This is a genomic window from Tomitella cavernea (assembly GCF_016599145.1).
Lineage (GTDB): Bacteria > Actinomycetota > Actinomycetes > Mycobacteriales > Mycobacteriaceae > Tomitella > Tomitella cavernae.
The window spans coordinates 14,840-32,526 of record NZ_JAENKO010000009.1 but is presented as its reverse complement, the minus strand read 5'-3'; the positions used below and the strand labels follow the sequence as shown (position 1 = coordinate 32,526).

Annotated in this window: 11 protein-coding genes; 8 read left to right on the top strand and 3 right to left on the bottom strand. The window is 69.8% G+C overall.

Going from position 1 to position 17,687, the window contains the following annotated elements; genetic code table 11:
* Nucleotides 1-49 precede the first annotated feature (49 nt).
* On the top strand, nt 50-802 hold the full coding sequence (locus tag JJ683_RS05450; protein ID WP_200171980.1) for a DUF8548 family protein: 753 nt from the start codon (nt 50-52) through the stop codon (nt 800-802).
* Nucleotides 803-816: 14 nt separating this feature from the next.
* Here JJ683_RS05450 and JJ683_RS05445 read toward each other — a convergent pair whose 3' ends face one another.
* Complete coding sequence (locus JJ683_RS05445; RefSeq protein WP_200171978.1) at nt 817-1,521, bottom strand: alpha/beta hydrolase; 705 nt, start codon at nt 1,519-1,521, stop codon at nt 817-819.
* Between the two features lie 167 nt (nt 1,522-1,688).
* Between JJ683_RS05445 and JJ683_RS05440 the strand changes: the two genes are divergently transcribed.
* Nucleotides 1,689-3,485: an AMP-dependent synthetase/ligase gene (locus JJ683_RS05440; RefSeq protein WP_200171976.1), complete on the top strand. Its 1,797-nt coding sequence runs from the start codon at nt 1,689-1,691 to the stop codon at nt 3,483-3,485.
* A gap of 60 nt (nt 3,486-3,545) precedes the next feature.
* Here the strand turns inward: JJ683_RS05440 and JJ683_RS05435 are convergent, their stop codons facing one another.
* The gene (locus JJ683_RS05435; protein ID WP_200171974.1) at nt 3,546-4,211 is read right to left on the bottom strand and encodes a TetR/AcrR family transcriptional regulator; all 666 of its coding nucleotides are present in this window, start codon (nt 4,209-4,211) and stop codon (nt 3,546-3,548) included.
* Nucleotides 4,212-4,432: 221 nt separating this feature from the next.
* On the opposite strand from JJ683_RS05435, the gene JJ683_RS05430 reads away from it, so the two are divergent.
* From JJ683_RS05430 to JJ683_RS05415, 4 genes are all read left to right on the top strand, one after another.
* Nucleotides 4,433-5,743, top strand: coding sequence for a D-arabinono-1,4-lactone oxidase (locus JJ683_RS05430; protein ID WP_200171972.1), 1,311 nt, complete (start codon nt 4,433-4,435; stop codon nt 5,741-5,743).
* A gap of 96 nt (nt 5,744-5,839) precedes the next feature.
* Nucleotides 5,840-6,622 carry a GNAT family N-acetyltransferase gene (locus tag JJ683_RS05425; protein ID WP_200171970.1) on the top strand — a complete coding sequence of 261 codons (783 nt, stop codon included), beginning with the start codon at nt 5,840-5,842 and terminating at the stop codon, nt 6,620-6,622.
* A 181-nt stretch (nt 6,623-6,803) separates the two neighbouring features.
* Nucleotides 6,804-10,493: an ABC transporter ATP-binding protein gene (locus JJ683_RS05420; protein WP_200172068.1), complete on the top strand. Its 3,690-nt coding sequence runs from the start codon at nt 6,804-6,806 to the stop codon at nt 10,491-10,493.
* Nucleotides 10,494-10,655: 162 nt separating this feature from the next.
* On the top strand, nt 10,656-14,435 hold the full coding sequence (locus JJ683_RS05415) for a multifunctional oxoglutarate decarboxylase/oxoglutarate dehydrogenase thiamine pyrophosphate-binding subunit/dihydrolipoyllysine-residue succinyltransferase subunit (RefSeq protein WP_200171968.1): 3,780 nt from the start codon (nt 10,656-10,658) through the stop codon (nt 14,433-14,435).
* A 142-nt stretch (nt 14,436-14,577) separates the two neighbouring features.
* Here the strand turns inward: JJ683_RS05415 and JJ683_RS05410 are convergent, their stop codons facing one another.
* Entirely contained in the window at nt 14,578-15,195 is a 618-nt protein-coding gene (locus tag JJ683_RS05410) for a TetR/AcrR family transcriptional regulator (protein WP_486398936.1), read from the bottom strand.
* 80 nt (nt 15,196-15,275) lie between these two features.
* Between JJ683_RS05410 and JJ683_RS05405 the strand changes: the two genes are divergently transcribed.
* Nucleotides 15,276-16,826, top strand: a complete 1,551-nt coding sequence (locus JJ683_RS05405; protein WP_200171964.1) for a flavin-containing monooxygenase — start codon at nt 15,276-15,278, stop codon at nt 16,824-16,826.
* Nucleotides 16,823-17,680, top strand: a complete 858-nt coding sequence (locus JJ683_RS05400) for an SDR family NAD(P)-dependent oxidoreductase (RefSeq protein WP_200171962.1) — start codon at nt 16,823-16,825, stop codon at nt 17,678-17,680. The genes JJ683_RS05405 and JJ683_RS05400 overlap by 4 nt, the downstream gene beginning before the upstream one ends.
* The last annotated feature ends 7 nt before the right edge of the window (nt 17,681-17,687 follow it).

The window sequence follows — 17,687 nt, the reverse complement described above, 5'->3', positions numbered from 1 at the left end:
TGCGGACCCGGCGCCGGCGGGCATCGAAGCCGACATGTGAGGGGCGACCGTGACGAGCACCGCCGAATCCGACGACCCTGCGGACGCCTTCGTCAGAGCAGTGCGGGTACGGCTCGGCGAACCGCGCACGTGGACGCGCCACGATCGCTTCCACGACAGCTTGGCGCTCTGCATCATCGACGCGGTGCAGTCCACCGCCGCGCAGTATGACAAGTCGGTTCTCACTGTCGACAGGTATCGGGCGTATCGGCACGCCCAGGGCGTCGAAGACGTGGTCGACGGCGCAAGGGATCTGCTGCGGACGTTCGAGCAGGTGGGTGGATCGTTGGTGTGGAGCGGAAAGGTCGGCCGCTACAAGATGCCCTACGGGGACGCGAACGCAGTGCGCGCCATGGCGATCCAGGACGCCGCCGAGAGAATGCACGCCTTCGGCGTCGACACCGTGGAAGACCTGCGGGCCGCCGCGCACGACACGGAACACCATCGGGCGATACGCGACGCCTGGCTTTCCGCCTCCAGCGCCACCGACGAGATCAACTGGGCGTACCTGCTGATGCTCGCGGGCGCACCCGGCGTGTTGCCCGGCTCGCTGACCACGTGGTTCGTCGCCGATGCGCTCGGTATCGCGCATGCGTCCGACGTCCCCGGCCCCCGCTCCGTCGACGCGCTCGTCACGGCGGCCGCCGACGCCGTCGGCACGACCGCGGTGGAGCTCGAGCACGCAGTCTGGCGGTGGGAGCTCAACCGTGTGTCGCCGGCCTCCGCCCCCTACGCGATGAGCGCACCGCTCACCGTCGCCTGACGACCCCGGCCGGATCACCCCCGCGGATCACTGAGACCGGCGGTGAACCCTGCGATCGCGTCCGCCACTTCGACGCGGACGTGCTCGTGCGGAAGATCGTGCCCCGCCCCGTCGTACACGACCACGCGGATGCCGCCACGGCCGCGCAGGGCCCGGACCAGCCCCTCCGCCGGCACCATGCGGTCATCGGCGCCATGCAGTACCAGAGTCGGCGTGCCGGTATCGCGCAAGAAGCGCCGGCGCATACCGTCGATCTCCTCGCGCCGTGCCACCACCTCGGGTGCGTCGTCCCCCGGCCGCGGGGACCGTCCGCGGTCCGGCGCCGCGAACGGGACGCCGGACAGCACCAGTCCGGCGCACGGTCGCGGGGACCGCATCGCGAGTTCGGCGGCCACGACGGCGCCCAGCGAGTGGCCGACCAGCACCGGGCCCGGACCGCCGCCCTGTCCGGCCAGGGCGGTCAGGCGGCGCGCGTTCTCGACGAGCCCGTCCATCGGCCCGATCCGCCCCGGCTCGCCCTCCGTCATTCCGTGGCCCACGTGGTCCAGCCCCCACACCTCCATACCGCGCCGGGTGAGAAGCCGCGCGAACCCGCCGTAATCACCGCTGTGCTGGCCGAGCCCGTGCAGCAGTATCACCGCGGGCGGCGCACCGGACGCCTCCGCTGCCCGCCAACGGCGGTAGAACACCTTGCCCTCGACCCCCGCGAAGAATGGCACTGCGCGATCATCGCACTGCCGGGGCGCCGCACGAACCGGCACCGCGACGGCGCGAGTTCTACCGACGGGTAACCGCCCTCGCCGCGACGGAACGCATCCGCTATGGTTTGACTCACAGCGACCAGGTGAGGACGGTCACCGTCCTACCGGCCACAGAAGGGGGTTCCATGACAGAGCTGGCGGTTCAGGCGTCGTACACGATCGCCGACGACGATTCGCTTTCTGCCACCGTCTACCGATACGCCCGGGAGGCCCCGCACTTCGTGCCGTTCAGGCGGGTCGTCGCGGGCGCGTGGACGGACGTCACCGCGACGCAGTTCGCCGACGAGGTGACGGCGTTGGCCAAGGGGCTCATCGCCTCCGGAATCAAGCATGGCGACCGCGTCGCCCTGATGTCGCCCACCCGGTACGAGTGGGTGGCGCTGGACTTCGCCATCTGGACGGTCGGCGCGTGCACGGTCGCGATCTACGAGACCTCCTCCGCGGAACAGGCTGAGTGGATCCTCTCGGATTCGGGCAGCCGGATGCTCATCGTCGCGTCGGAGGAGCATGCCGCCGTCACACGGGACGTCGTCGACCGCCTCGACAACGTCGGGGAACTGCTGCTGCTCGACGCCGATCGCGGCGCGATCGACGTGCTCGTCGAACGCGGCGCCCAGGTCGGCGACGACGATGTCACGGCCCGACGCACGGCCGTACGCGCCGGCGACGCGGCCACCCTGGTGTACACCTCGGGAACCACCGGCCGCCCCAAGGGAGCGCAACTCACCCACTTCAACCTGCTCTCCGAGGGCGTCGCGGCCAGTGCCGCACTGGGCGACATGATGACCGAGGGCAAGAGCACGCTGCTGTTCCTGCCGCTGGCGCACATCTTCGCCCGCGCCATCTCGGTCGGCGCGTTCATGTCCAAGATCACCGTGGGCCACACCGCCGACATCGCGAATCTCGTCGATCACTTCGCCGTGTTCCAGCCCACCTTCGTCCTGTCCGTCCCCCGGGTCTTCGAGAAGGTGTACAACACCGCGAAGCAGAAGGCCGAAGACGGGGGCAAGGGCCGGATCTTCGCGGCCGCCGAGGCCACCGCGATCGAATGGAGCAGGTCGCTCGACACCGGCGGCCCCGGCCTGCTCCTCAACCTCAAACACACGCTTTTCGACAAACTCGTCTACAGCAAGCTCAAGGCGGCGCTCGGCGGCAGGTGCGAGGCCGCAGTGTCCGGCGGCGGCCCCCTCGGTGCACGGCTCGGCCACTTCTACCGCGGCGTCGGCGTCACCATATACGAGGGTTACGGGCTCACCGAGACCACCGCGGCCGTCACCGTCAACACGCCGCAGGCGCAACGTATCGGATCGGTGGGCAGGCCGGTGGAGGGCTGCGCCGTCAAGATCGCCGACGACGGCGAGGTGCTACTCAAGGGCAACGTCGTCTTCGGCGGTTACTGGAACAATGCGACCGCCACCGCCGACTCGATCCGCGACGGCTGGTTCCACACCGGCGACCTGGGCAGGCTCGACGAGGACGGCTACCTGTTCATCACGGGGCGCAAGAAGGAGATCATCGTCACCGCGGCCGGCAAGAACGTGGCCCCGAGCGGCCTCGAGGACAGCCTGCGGGCGCATCCGCTCATCAGCCAGGCGATGGTGGTCGGCGACGCGAAGCCGTTCATCGCCGCGCTCATCACCCTCGACCCCGAGGCGGTCCCGGGTTGGCTCGAGCGCAACGGGAAGCCCGCCGGCACGTCGATGGCCGCGCTGGCCACAGACCCGGACCTGGTCGCGGAGATCGACTCCGCGGTGCAGACGGCCAACGCGGCCGTATCGCGGGCGGAACAGGTCAAGAAGTTCTCCGTGCTCACCACGGATTTCACGGTGGAAGGCGGCGAGCTCACTCCCACGCTCAAGCTCAAGCGCAATGTCGTCACGTCCACCTATGCGGACGACATCGAGGCCCTGTACGCCAAGTGACTGCGGGCCTCCGCAGACCGGGCCGGGACCGGCCTGCGGAGACCCGCAGGGCGCGCGCGGTCAGCCCGCGTCGACGGCGAGTTCCACCACGAACGCCGTGAAGTCGTCCAGCTGGGTCTGCGCCGCCTCCGTATCGCGGTCGACCAGCCAGCGCAGAACAAGCCCGTCGATGAAAGTCAACGCCACGCGTGCCACATACTCCACCGGCCGGGCCCACTCGATACCGGACGCGCGGGCGGCCTCTTCGAGGAACTCGACGGCCACCGAATCCGTGACGATGTACTGGCGCGCGGCCAGCGCATGTGCGGCGGCGTCCCGCTCGGACCCCTCCTGCCCCGCACCCCGGCGCAGCGCGTAGGTGGTGATCTCGTAGGTGAGCAGCTGGACGTTGGGGGTGGACTCGATCAGCCCCCACATCCGCTGTACCCCGCGGCGCAGGTACTCGTGCATACCCTCGCGCCCCTGCGGCACCTGCTCTGCGCCGTCGTCCGGAGCGTAGGCCTCGGCCATCGTCTCACCGAGCATTGCGACGATGTTGCTGATGGCCGCGGACATCAACTCCTCTTTGCTTTCGAAGCAGTAGTGCACTACGCCGAGCGACACCCCGGCCTCGTCGGCCACGCGGCGGATCGTGACGGACCCGAACCCTTCCGCCTCCGCCAAAGTCAGCGCCGCGTGCACCAACTGCCCACGGCGCTCTTCCGCGGGCAACCGAGTGTTCGCCATTCGACCTGTCACCTGTCTACCGTCCTGACTGCCAGACCGGGGCCGGTGCCCCGGATCCACTTGCCGCGTCGCTCGTCGCGACCCGAGCCTCTCTCCTGGATCACATTCCACTGCCTGTGATCTTTTCACCACAGCGGACCTTACGGGCACCGGCCGCCGCACTAGGATCGGACACGCTGGCCCGAATTGCCTTGGACCACCGTCCAGTCCATACTGTGAATGTGACCGGTACTACATGGAGGAACTGGGCGGATTGCGCCCACGCCGAACCACAGGCCGTCGCGCACCCCGCGGACGCGGAGGAGGTCGCGGGCCTGATACAGCAGGCCGCCGCCACCGGACTCCCGGTCAAGGCGGTCGGCGCGGGGCACTCGTTCACACCGGTCGCGGTGACCACGGGGATGCAGATCCACCTGGACCGTCTCACCGGCATCGCCGCCGTCGTGCCCACGTCCGAGGGTGCACATGTCACCGTCTACGCCGGCACCCGCCTGGAACGTCTCAACGAGTTGCTGTGGTCACTGGGCCTGTCGATGATCAACCTCGGCGATATCGACATGCAGACGCTCGCCGGCGCCATCGCCACCGGCACCCACGGCACCGGCGCGGCCTTCGGCGGCCTGGCCACACAAGTCGTCGGGCTCGAGATCGTCACGGCCACGGGCGAGGTGGTGACGTGCTCCGCGGAGCGGAACCCCACACTCTTCGAGGCCGCCCGGCTGGGCCTCGGCGCGCTCGGCGTCATCACTACGATGACGATCGCCTGCCGCAACGCCTATGTGATGCACGCGGAGGAAAGGCCCGAACCGCTCGACGCGGTACTGTCCGACCTCGAACGCATCCGCACATCAGTCGACCATTTCGAGTTCTACTGGTGGCCGCACACGCACCGCGTCCTCACCAAACGCAACACCCGGCTGCCCGGAGCGACGCCGCTGCGACCCGTCGGCCGGATCCGCGGTTATATCGATGACGAGCTGTTGTCCAACACCGTCTTCGGCGGGATCAACGCGGTGTCCACCCGCGTGCCCGCGATCATCCCGCGGGCCAACGCGCTGGCGGCACGCCTGCTCTCCGCGCGTGAATTCACCGACGCCGCGCACCGCGTGTTCGCCTCGTCGCGGCGCGTGCGTTTCCGGGAGATGGAGTACGCGGTCCCGGTCGCGGAGCTGCCCGGCGTGCTCGAGAGGATCGACCGGCTCCTCACCGACGGTGGACACCGGATCGGATTCCCCATCGAGGTGCGCTTCGCCGCGGCGGACGACGTGTGGCTCTCCACCGCACACGGACGCGACACCGCCTATGTCGCGGTCCACATGTATTGGAAGCAGGACCAGCGGCGGTATTTCCGCGCGGTGGAGGACATCGCACGGTCGGTCGACGGCCGGCCCCACTGGGGCAAGCTCCACCGCCGGGCCGCGGCGGACCTGCGTCCCGCCTATCCGCGGTTCGACGACTTCGTCGCTGTACGGGACGAGGTCGACCCCGACCGCGTGTTCGGGAACGACTACCTCGCCCGCGTTCTCGGCTGATCATCCTGCCGGGCCCGCACCGCGCCCCGGCTGCAATAATTCCCCGGGCCCGCTCGCGCTCGTCGCGCGGTCCCCGATCAATCCCGAGGAGGCCACGTGGACGCACACACCGCGGCCGTCATCGGGCTCGCGTGGTCGCGCGGCCTGTCGCTGAGCGATGACGCCGCCTTCTCCCGTGCAGGCGAGCGCGCGCTGGTGCGCGACGACGCACTGTCCGGGCTCGAGTTCGTCGAGCTCTTCGGCGCTTCGGCGCTCCGAGGGCCCGGTCGGCTCGTCGACGTGGCGGCGCAGCTGCCCTCCGCCGCCTTCCTCGACGGCACCGCGGTGGCCGCCGTCGCCGAGGACCAGCCGGGCACCGGGACCCGCACGGCCGCGCGCGAGCGACTCGCATTCCGTGACCACTACGCGCCCGCCATCGCACCGGGCGCTGCCGTGCCGGTGGTCTCGCGCAGCGCCCACGATGCAGCCCGCGTCCTCGACGCCTCGCCGGCCGACGACCGAAGGGACATCCTCCGCACTCCGGGCGCGGTCGCCGCCCCAGGCGCAGAGCACGACCCGCCGGAATCGGCGCCGCCGCACCCGGCGCAGCCCTGCACGCTCGTACTCGACGACGAATCGCGCGTGGCGCTGGCGGGCTACACCGCCGTGCACCACCTTCTGGCGGACCTGCGCGTTGTCACCGCACCGGGGTTCCGCCGGCGCGGCCACGCCCGCACCATCGTCGACATCGCCGTCGGCGAGGCCCTAGACAGCGGGCTGATCTGCCAAGCCAGGATCCGTGTCGAATCCACCGCCGCCGCGGCCCTCGCGGACAGTCTGGGATTCACCGACTCGGGAAGCCGGGTCGTCATCGTCCCGGGCCGGGCATACGATCACTGATATGGGATCGAACGGGCCGGTGCACGGCTGTCACGCACGCCCCGGCGGCGCCGGTACGGGCGCCGCCGTGTGACGGGTGCCGACCGGTGAGGGACCACGCACGGTGACCACCGCCCGCCCGCAGCGCCACCAGTCGTCCCGCACCGCCTCCCCGCCCGGGTGGCTGCGCCGGTTGTGGGTGATGTGCATGGCGCGCCGCGGCGTCCTCTTCGGCGCGTTGGCGTTGTCCGCCGGCGCCACTGTCATGGAACTGACGTTCCCCCTGCTCACCCGCAGCGCGCTCGACGATGCCACCGCCGGTCGCACCGCGACGATCGCAGGCATCGCGGTGGCCATCGCGGCGCTCGCGTGCGTCCGCTGGGCGTGCATGTTCGGGCGCCGTGTCCTCGCGGGACGGCTCTCCCTCGACGTCCAGCACGACCTGCGCCTGAACCTGCTGGCCACCATTCAACGGCTCGACGGCCGCACGCAGGACCGGATCCGGACCGGACAGGTGGTGTCGCGGTCGATCACCGACCTGCAGCTGACGCAGGGCCTGCTGTCGATGTTCCCGATGGTCGCCGGCTCGGCGCTGCAGTTCGTGCTGGCACTCGCGATCATGGCCTACCTGTCGCCTCTGCTCACCGTCGTCGCGTTGGCGGTGGCGCCGTGCATCACCGCAGTGGCCTACGTCAGCCGTAAATCCATGCACGCCGCCACCTGGTCCGCCCAACAGGGGGCAGCGGACCTCGCGCAGCACGTCGAGGAGACGGTCACCGGTGTCCGTGTGGTGAAGGGCTTCGGGCAGGAGTCGCGCATGATCGCGCGCATCGAGACGCTGGGGCGCACCCTCTACGCCCGCCGGATGCGCGCCGCCCGGGTCAACGCACGCTTCGCCCCCGCACTGGCCGCACTCCCCCAGCTCGGCCTCGTCGCCGTCATCGCCCTCGGCGGCTGGCTCGCCATGCGGGGGTCGCTCACCATCGGCACGTTCCTGGCCTTCGCCACCTACATCACGCGACTGGCGGCGATCGCCCGGATCATGGCCGGGATGCTCGTCATGGTGCAGCTCTCCCGCGCCGCAGCGGAGCGGGTCTTCGGCGTGATCGACTCCCGGCCCACGATCGGCGAGCCCGACGCCCCCTCGGCCCTGCCGGAAGGTCCCGTGGGCGTGCAGGTGCGGAACGTCGACTTCGCGTACACGCCGGGCCGTCCGGTATTCGACGGTCTGGACCTCACCGTCGCACCGGGGGAGACCCTCGTGCTCGTCGGCCCCACCGGGTCCGGGAAGTCGGCGCTGGCCCAGCTTCTGGACCGCTTCTACGATCCCGACGCGGGCATCGTCGCGTTCACGTCCGGCGCCGCCCGGGTGGACCTGCGCGAACTTGCGCTGCACAGCGTGCGAGAGACCGCGGCCGTGGTCTTCGACGAGCCCTTCCTGTTCTCCGACTCCATCGCGGCCAACATCGCGCTGGGCAGGCCGGCCGCTGCCGACGAGGACATCCGCGCCGCCGCGGTGGCCGCGGACGCTGACGAGTTCATCGCCGCGCTTCCCGAGGGCTACGCCACGGCGGTGGGCGAACGCGGACTCACCCTGTCCGGCGGCCAGCGGCAGCGGATCGCGCTCGCACGGGCGATCCTGCAGGACCCGCGCCTGCTCGTGCTCGACGACGCGACGTCCGCCGTGGACGCGGAGACCGAGGCGCGCATCTTCGCCGCGCTGCGAGCCGGACGCGCCGACCGCACGACGATCGTGATCGCGCACCGCCGTTCCACCCTCGCCCTCGCCGACCGCATCGCCGTGCTCGACGGCGGCCGCGTCGTCGACTCCGGGACCGAGACCGAGCTGCTCGCGCGCAGTGGCCTGTTCCGCGAGCTCATCCACCCCGAGCTCGTCCACCGGGCGACCGCTGGCGGAGCGGGCGACGGCAGGGCCGCCGACTCGGACCGCGGCGGCGATGGCGCGCTGGACTCCGCGCGGCTCTGGTCCCGGGAATCCGGCGCCGCGGGAGGACCCCCGCCGGAGGAGCACGACGACGGCGCACTGGGCGCGATGGCCGCCACGCCGGAGCTGCGCAGGGCACTCGCCGCGCTTCCCCCGGCCACTGAGGATCCGCGCATGGACCATCGCGGCCTGCGCGCCCCCGACCTCGACTTCCGCCTGCGGCGCATGCTCGCCCCGGTGGCGCCCCTGCTGGCACTGGTGGCGCTGCTCGTGGCCCTCGATACGGCGGTCGGGTTGTCCTTCCCGATCATCGTCCGGTACGCGATCGACCACGGCGTTCTCCCGCACCGGCCGCACATCCTGTATCTCACGGCCGCGGGCGCCGCCGCGGTCGTCGCCGTCAACTGGGTCATCGTGTCCCGGATGACGGTGCTCACCGCGCGCGCCGGCGAACGGCTGCTCTACGGGCTGCGCGTGCGCAGCTACAGCCACCTGCAGCGCCTGGGACTGGACTACTACGAGAAGACGCTGTCCGGCCGCATCATGACCCGGATGACCACCGACGTCGACGCCCTCTCGTCGTTCCTGCAGACCGGGCTGTCGACGGCGATCGTCGCGGTGCTGACGATCATCGGCGTGCTCTCGGCGCTCCTCGTGACGGACCCGACCCTGGGGCTGATGGCACTGTGCGCGCTCCCCCCGCTCATCGCCGCCACCGTCGTCTTCCGGCGGATCTCGTCGGCCGCATACACCACCTCACGCGAGCGGGTGTCGGCCGTCAACGCCGACTTCCAGGAGAACATCAGCGGTCTGCGCACGACGCAGTCCCACCGGCGCGAGCAGACGGCCGCGGCCCGGTTCACCGGCCTGGCGGAGTCGTACCTGCGCTCGCGCATGCGCGCCCAGGTGGCGATCTCGGTGTATTTCCCGCTGATCACGCTCATATCCGACCTCGTGCTCGCGGCCATCGTGTTCGTCGGCGCCAAGCAGGTGGCCGCCGGCACCACCTCGGCCGGCACTCTCGCCGCCTTCGTGCTGTATCTGGGGCTGCTGTTCGGCCCCGTCCAGCAACTCTCGCAAGTGTTCGACGGGTATCAGCAGGCGCGGGTGGGGCTGCGCCGGATCGGCGAGCTGCTGCGGACCCCCAGCTCCATCGTCGACCCCACAGGCACCCCGGGCGCCGTTCCGGTGGACCGGCTCGACGGGGCCGTCGCCCTGGTCGGCGTGGACTTCCGGTACGCGCCCGAATCGCCGCCCGCCCTGACCGGAGTGGATCTGGAGATCGCCCCGGGCACCACCGTGGCACTGGTCGGTCGCACGGGGGCGGGCAAATCGACCATCGTCAAGCTCATCGCGCGCTTCTACGACGCGACCTCCGGCACGGTGCGCGTCGGCGGCACGGACATCCGCCGCCATCCCCTGCACGACTACCGCCGCCGGCTGGGCGTGGTCCCTCAGGAGGCGCACCTGTTCACCGGGACCGTGGCCGACAACATCGCTTTCGGTAGGCCGGACGCATCCCGCGGTCAGGTGGAGGACGCGGCCCGGGCCGTCGGCGCCCTCCCCGCCATCGCCGGACTCGACGGCGGAATGCTCCATCCCGTCGGCGAACGGGGGCAAGGATTGTCGGCCGGGCAACGTCAGCTCATCGCCCTGGCCCGCGCGGAGCTCGTCGACCCGGACGTCCTCCTTCTGGACGAGGCGACCGCCACGCTCGACCCGGTGACTGAGTTCACAGTGCTCGCGGCCGGACGCAGGGTGCGCCGCGATCGCACCGCCGTGCTCGTCGCCCACCGACTCGCCACCGCCGAACAGGCGGACGAGATAGTGGTCGTCGACGGCGGCAGGATCGTGGAACGGGGCGCGCCGCAGCACCTTCGCCATGCCGGAGGCCACTACTCGCGGCTGCTCGCCGCCTCCGCGACCACCGAGCCTGCACGCGCATGAACCACCCCCGTCCGAGGGGCCTTCGCGCGCTGCCCGCCACTGCCGCGCCGGGCAGCGCCGCGAAACAGGATGAGGTAGCGCCCCGACTGTGCGGACACGATAGCCTGTACAGGCATGCACGCTGATCGATGAGCGAAGAACGAAACGAGGCGAATTTCTGCCGTGACCAGCAGCTCGACGTCGCAGTTCGGCCAAAACCAGTGGTTGGTCGAGGAGATGTACCAGCGCTTCCAGGAGGACCCCTCCTCCGTGGACGCCAGTTGGCATGATTTCCTCGCCGATTACCAGCCCGGTACCGGTGAGAACGGCCGCTCCCCGGGGCACGCGCCCGCCGCGACGACGTCCACCACCGCGCCCCCCGCCGGCCAGCGCACCGCGAAGCCCGCCGGCGGCACCCCGGCACCGGCCCGGAAGGCACCCGCCCCGGCTGCGCCCGCCGACTCCGCGTCTGCGCAGAAGCCCACCGCCGGACAGAACGCCGCCACCCGCCAGGCCGCTCCGGCCCCCTCGAAGCCCGCGCCCGCCAAGGCGGCCCCCGCAGCCAAGGCCGCCCCGGCCAAGCCGGACTCCGGCGATGGATCTGAGAGCAGAGTCCTGCGCGGCCCCGCCGCCGCCGTCGCCAGGAACATGGCTTCTTCCCTGTCGATCCCCACGGCGACGTCGGTGCGCGCCATCCCCGCCAAGTTGATGATCGACAACCGGGTGGTGGCGAACAACCACCTGCAGCGCACCCGCGGCGGCAAGGTGTCGTTCACCCACATCCTCGGCTACGCGCTCGTCCGCGCGATCGCCGCCTTCCCGGGGATGAACCGCCACTTCGCCGAGGTCGACGGCAAGCCCCACATCGTCACACCCGAGCACGTCAACCTGGGCCTGGCCATCGACCTGCCCGGCAAGGACGGCAACCGTTCTCTCGTGGTGGCGGCCATCAAGAACTGCGAGACAATGAGCTTCTCGCGCTTCTGGAACGCCTACGAGGACATCGTCCGCCGCGCCCGCGAGGGCAAGCTCACGATCGCGGACTTCAGCGGCGTGACGATCTCGCTGACCAACCCGGGCACCATCGGCACCGTGCACTCGGTACCGCGCCTCATGCAGGGGCAGGGCGCCATCATCGGCGTCGGCGCCATGGAGTACCCCGCGGAGTTCCAGGGCTCCAGCGACGAACGGCTCGCCGAGGTGGGCATCGGCAAACTGCTCACGCTCACGTCCACCTACGACCACCGCATCATCCAGGGTGCGGAGTCCGGCGACTTCCTGCGGCGCATTCACACGCTGCTGCTCTCCGACGAGTTCTGGGACGACTTGTTCACCGACCTGCGGGTCCCGTACGAACCGGTGCGCTGGCGGCAGGACATCGCCGAGGGCGTGATCGACAAGCACACGCGGGTGCTCGAGCTCATCGCGGCGTACCGCAACCGCGGCCACCTCATGGCCGACACCGATCCGCTGCGCCTGGACCCGGCACGGTTGCACAGCCACCCCGACCTCGATGTACTGAGCCACCACCTCACGCTGTGGGACCTCGACCGCGAGTTCAACGTGGGCGGTTTCGCCGGCCACGACAAGATGAAGCTGCGCGACGTGCTCGGCGTGCTTCGCAACGCGTACTGCCGCACCATGGGCATCGAGTACACCCACATCCTCGACCCCGAACAGCGCGAGTGGCTGCAGAACCGGATAGAGGTTCCGCACACCAAGCCCGCCGTCGCCGAGCAGAAGTACATCCTGAGCAAGCTCAACGCAGCCGAGGCGTTCGAGACCTTCCTGCAGACCAAGTACGTCGGCCAGAAGAGGTTCTCGCTCGAGGGCGCGGAGACGGTGATCCCGATGATGGACGCCGTCATCGACCAGGCCGCCGAGTTCGCGCTGGACGAGGTCGTCATCGGCATGCCGCACCGCGGACGGCTCAACGTGCTCGCCAACATCGTCGGCAAGCCGTACAAGCAGATCTTCACCGAGTTCGAGGGCAACATGAACCCGAAAGCCTCCCACGGCTCGGGTGACGTGAAGTACCACCTCGGCTCCTCCGGCACGTACATCCAGATGTTCGGCGACAACGACATCACTGTGTCGCTCACCGCCAACCCGTCGCACCTCGAGGCCGTCGACCCTGTCCTGGAGGGCCTGGTGCGCGCCAAGCAGGACCTGCTGGACAAGGGCCAGGACGGCTTCACCGTGCTGCCGATGCTGCTGCACGGCGACGCGGCCTTCGCCGGCCAGGGCGTCGTCGCGGAGACGCTCAACCTGGCCCAGCTGCGCGGCTACCGCACCGGCGGCACCGTGCACATCATCGTCAACAACCAGGTGGGCTTCACCACCGCGCCGGAGTACTCGCGTTCGTCCGAGTACTGCACCGACGTCGCGAAAATGATCGACGCGCCGATCTTCCACGTCAACGGCGACGACCCGGAGGCCTGCGTGCGGGTCGCCAAGCTCGCGGTCGACTTCCGGCAGCGGTTCGGCAAGGACGTCGTCATCGACATGATCTGCTACCGCCGCCGCGGGCACAACGAGGGCGACGACCCGTCGATGACCCAGCCGCAGATGTACGACGTCATCGACAGCAAGCGCAGCGTCCGCAAAAGCTACACCGAGGCTCTCATCGGCCGCGGCGACATTTCGCTCGACGAGGCCGAGGCCGCGCTGCGCGACTACCAGGGCCAACTGGAGCGGGTCTTCAACGAGGTGCGTGAACTCGAGAAGTACATCGCCGAGCCCAGCCCCTCGGTCCTCGAAGACCAGACGCTGCGCACCAGCCTGGTGACCGCCATCGACCCCACGCTCGTCCAGCGCATCGGCGACGCCCACCTGGGCTTCCCCGAAGCGTTCACCGTGCACCCGCGCGTCAAGCCGGTGCTTGAGCGCCGGCGCAAGATGTCGCGTGACGGCGGCGTCGACTGGGCCTTCGCGGAGCTCCTCGCCTTCGGCTCACTGGTCTACGAGGGTCGCCTGGTGCGGCTGTCCGGCCAGGACTCTCGGCGCGGCACCTTCAGCCAGCGCCATTCCGTGCTCATCGACCGTCAGGATGAGTCCGAGTACACGCCGTTGTCCAACCTGGGCGGCGACAAGGGCGGCAAGTTCCTCGCCTACGACTCGGCGCTCACGGAGTTCGCGGGACTCGGCTTCGAGTACGGGTACTCCGTCGGTAACCCCGATGCTCTTGTGCTGTGGGAGGCGCAGTTCGGCGACTTCGTCAACGGCGCCCAGTCGATAATCGACGAGTTCATCTCCTCCGGCGAGGCCAAGTGGGGGCAGCGGTCCAACGTGATCATGCTGCTGCCGCACGGACACGAGGGCCAGGGGCCCGACCACACCTCCGGTCGTATCGAACGGTTCCTGCAGCTGTGCGCCGAGGGCTCGATGACCGTGGCAGTGCCGTCGACCCCCGCCAACTATTTCCACCTGCTGCGCAGGCACGCCTACGACGGCATCCACCGTCCCCTGGTGGTGTTCACCCCCAAGTCGATGCTGCGCAACAAGGCCGCGGTCAGTCCGGTCGCGGACTTCACCGACAACAAGTTCCGTTCGGTGATGCAGGACCCGCATTTCGCAACCGGCGGCGGCGGCGACCGCAATGCGGTGACCAAGGTCCTCCTGGTCAGCGGAAAGCTCTATTACGAACTGGCGGCCAAGCGCGACAAGGAGAACATCACCGACACCGCGATCGTCCGGCTCGAGCAGTTGTACCCGCTGCCGCGGCGGCGGATCCGTGAGGCGCTCGAGGCCTACCCCAATGCCACCGTTTTCCGGTGGGTGCAGGAGGAGCCCGGCAACCAGGGCGCCTGGCCGACGATCGGGCTGGCGCTGCCAGATCTTCTGCCGGACCTGCTCGGCAGCCTCCAGCGGGTCTCGCGGCGCCCCATGTCTGCCCCGTCCTCCGGGTCCAGCAAGGTGCACGCCGTGGAGCAGCACGAGGTGATCGAGGCGGCGTTCGGCTAGCCGCCCCACCGCGTGCGCCCGTCTGCGGTGTACGGATAACGAGGGCCCCGCCCCGGAACGTTTCCGGGGCGGGGCCCTCGGCATCCGCCCCGGCCCTCCGCCTGCCTCGTCATGCAGCCCCCATCCGTCGGGGCCGCAACACTCACGTATCGGAGGACGCGAGCAGGGCCAGCGCCTGCTCGGGGCGCATGGCCACCGCCGGCAGTGCCCAATTGAGCAGTGCCAGCAGCTCCGCACGGGTGACTCCGGGCTCGCGCAGCCAGCTGATCACCGTCTCCTCGACGAACGCCACCCAGCCGCGCGCCGCCAACTCCACGCGAGGCGTCATGTCGACGCCGATCAACGGGACCCGCTCGAGGACACGCTGCACGAGCACGCCCCGGGTGTGTTCGAATACCATGCGCATCTCCGGATCGTTGCTCGTGCTCCCGCGCAACAGCGACACGTAGCCGTCCCGGTTCTCGGTGACGTAATCCAGATACGCCGCCAACGACGCGCTGAGCTGCTCGAGCGGAGGCAGCGACGGGTCGGGATCGGTGAAAGCGATCATCTCCTCGCTCAGGTGCCGGACCACCGCTAGCAGGTACCCCTGCTTGGACCCGAAGTAGTGGAAGATGAGCCCGCGCGACACGCCCGCCTTCTCCGCGAGTTCCTCGACCGACACCGTGTCGATCGACCGGCCGCTGAGCATCTCGACGCCGAGGGTGACGAGTTGGCGGCGGCGGGCCTGCGGACTGAGTCTGGTGCGCTTCTCTTCCACGGGCGTCATTCTACTGACTCGAAGTCAATTACCGCGCTCCTGCTATTGACTCAAGTTCAATAGCGTTCTAGATTCGAGGCATGACCACAGCGACCAAGGGCGGCGCGGGCGGCCGCACCGCGCCCCGGCACGTCCGCACGCTCATCATCGGCAGCGGGTTCGCCGGGCTCGGTGCCGCCATCAAGCTCGACGAGGCGGGTCAGGGGGACTTCCTCGTCCTCGAGAGGGGGCCGGAGGTGGGCGGCACCTGGCGGGACAACACCTACCCGGGGGCCGCCTGCGACGTGCCGTCGCAGCTGTACTCGTACTCGTTCGCGCTGAACCCGGACTGGTCGCGGTCGTTCTCGCGCCAAGGTGAGATTCAGGCCTACATCCGCTCGGTCGCGGAGCGCTCCGGCGTGCTGGGCCGGCACCGGTTCGGCGTCGAAGTGCTCGGCGCGGATTGGGACAGTGACGGCGCGTGCTGGCAGGTGCAGACCACCGACGGTGACTACACGGCCGACGCCGTCATCGCGGCGGTCGGCGCACTGTGCGAACCCGCGCTCCCGGACATCAAGGGGATCGCCGGATTCCAAGGCGAGCTCTTCCATTCTTCGCGGTGGAACCACGACGCGGACCTCACCGGCAAACGCGTGGCGATCATCGGCACCGGCGCGTCGGCCATCCAGATCGTCCCGTCGATCGCGGCCGACGTCGCCCACCTGGACGTCTACCAGCGCACCGCACCCTGGGTCATGCCGCGCGCGGACCGTCGCTACTCCCCCGCCGAACGGTTCGCCTTCCGGCACGTCCCCGGTTTCCAGCGGCTGGCCCGCGCCGGGGTCTACGCCATGCGCGAAACCCAGGTGGTGGGTCTCGCCCACGTGCCCGCACTGCTCAAGCCGCTGCAACTCGCAGCACTATTGCATCTGCGCCGCGGCATCAAAGACCGCACGCTGCGCCGCAAGGTGACGCCGGACTTCACCATCGGCTGCAAGCGCATGCTGATCTCCAACGACTACTACCCCGCCCTCGACCGGAACGACGTCGACGTGGTCACCGACCCCGTCAAGGAGGTCGCCGCCCACTCGATCATCACCGCCGACGGCACTGAGCGCCCCGTGGACGCGCTGATCGTGGCCACCGGATTCCACGTCACCGACTCGCCCACCTTCGAGGTGATCCGCGGCCGTTCCGGCGCTTCGCTGGCGCAGACGTGGCGCCGCATCGGCATGCAGGCCTACAAGGGCACCACGGTGGCCGGCTTCCCCAACATGTTCTTCATGGTGGGCCCCAATACCGGCCTCGGCCACAGCTCGATGGTCTACATGATCGAATCCCAGATCAACTACGTCGTCGACGCGGTTGCCACCATGCACCGGCGCGGCCTCGCGTCGGTGGAAGTGCGCGGTGACGTGCAGGACGACTTCAACCGCAAGCTCCAGGACCAACTGGGCCCGTCGGTGTGGATGACGGGCGGCTGCGCCAGCTGGTATCTGGACAGCCACGGCAACAACACCACACTGTGGCCCGGATTCACCTTCGATTTCCGCCGCAGCACCAGGCGCTTCGATCTGGACGCCTACCACCTGACCACCCGACCGACCGGCCGCGACCGTGCCGGCGCGACCCTCGAGGAGAACGCATCATGACCGACATCGCAGGCAAAGTGGCAGTGGTCACCGGCGCGGGCTCCGGCATCGGGCGGGCACTCGCCCTCCAACTGGCGCAAGGCGGAGCGCGGCTCGCGCTGTCCGACATGGACACCCTGGGCCTGACCGAAACCGTCCGGCAGGCCGAGCAGCTCGGCGCGGACGTCCACTCGGCGCCCCTCGACGTGACCCAGCGTGAGGCCGTCATCGACTACGCCGCGGCGGTCAACGCGCATTTCGGCACCGTCAACCTGGTCTTCAACAACGCGGGGATCGCCTTCACCGGCGAGGTGGAGATCTCCGAGTTCAAAGACATCGAGCGCGTCATGGACGTGGACTTCTGGGGCGTCGTCAACGGCACCAAGGCGTTCCTGCCCTATCTCATCGAGTCCGGCGACGGGCACATCGTCAACACGTCGAGCCTTTTCGGGCTCCTCGCCATCCCCGGCCAGAGCGCCTACAACGCGGCCAAGTTCGCGGTGCGCGGGTTCACCGAAGCATTGCGCCAGGAGATGCTCGCTGCCGGACGGCCCATCCGGGTCACCTGTGTGCATCCCGGAGGCATCAAGACCGCGATCGCCCGCAACAGCACCACTGCGGAGGGTTACCAGCAGCGCGATTTCGCCCAGTTCTTCGACCGCTACCTGGCCCACACCAGCCCCGAGGCCGCCGCACGCCGCATCCTCAAGGGGGTCGACGCGGACCGCGGACGCGTCCTCATCGGCCTCGACGCCCGGGCCCTGGACCTGTTCGTCCGGCTCACGGGGTCCGGCTACCAGCGCGTCGTCTCCACGGTCACAGGGCTGCTGATGCCCAAACCGCAGGGCGCCGCCTCCTCATCCGAGGCCCGCTGACGCCGAC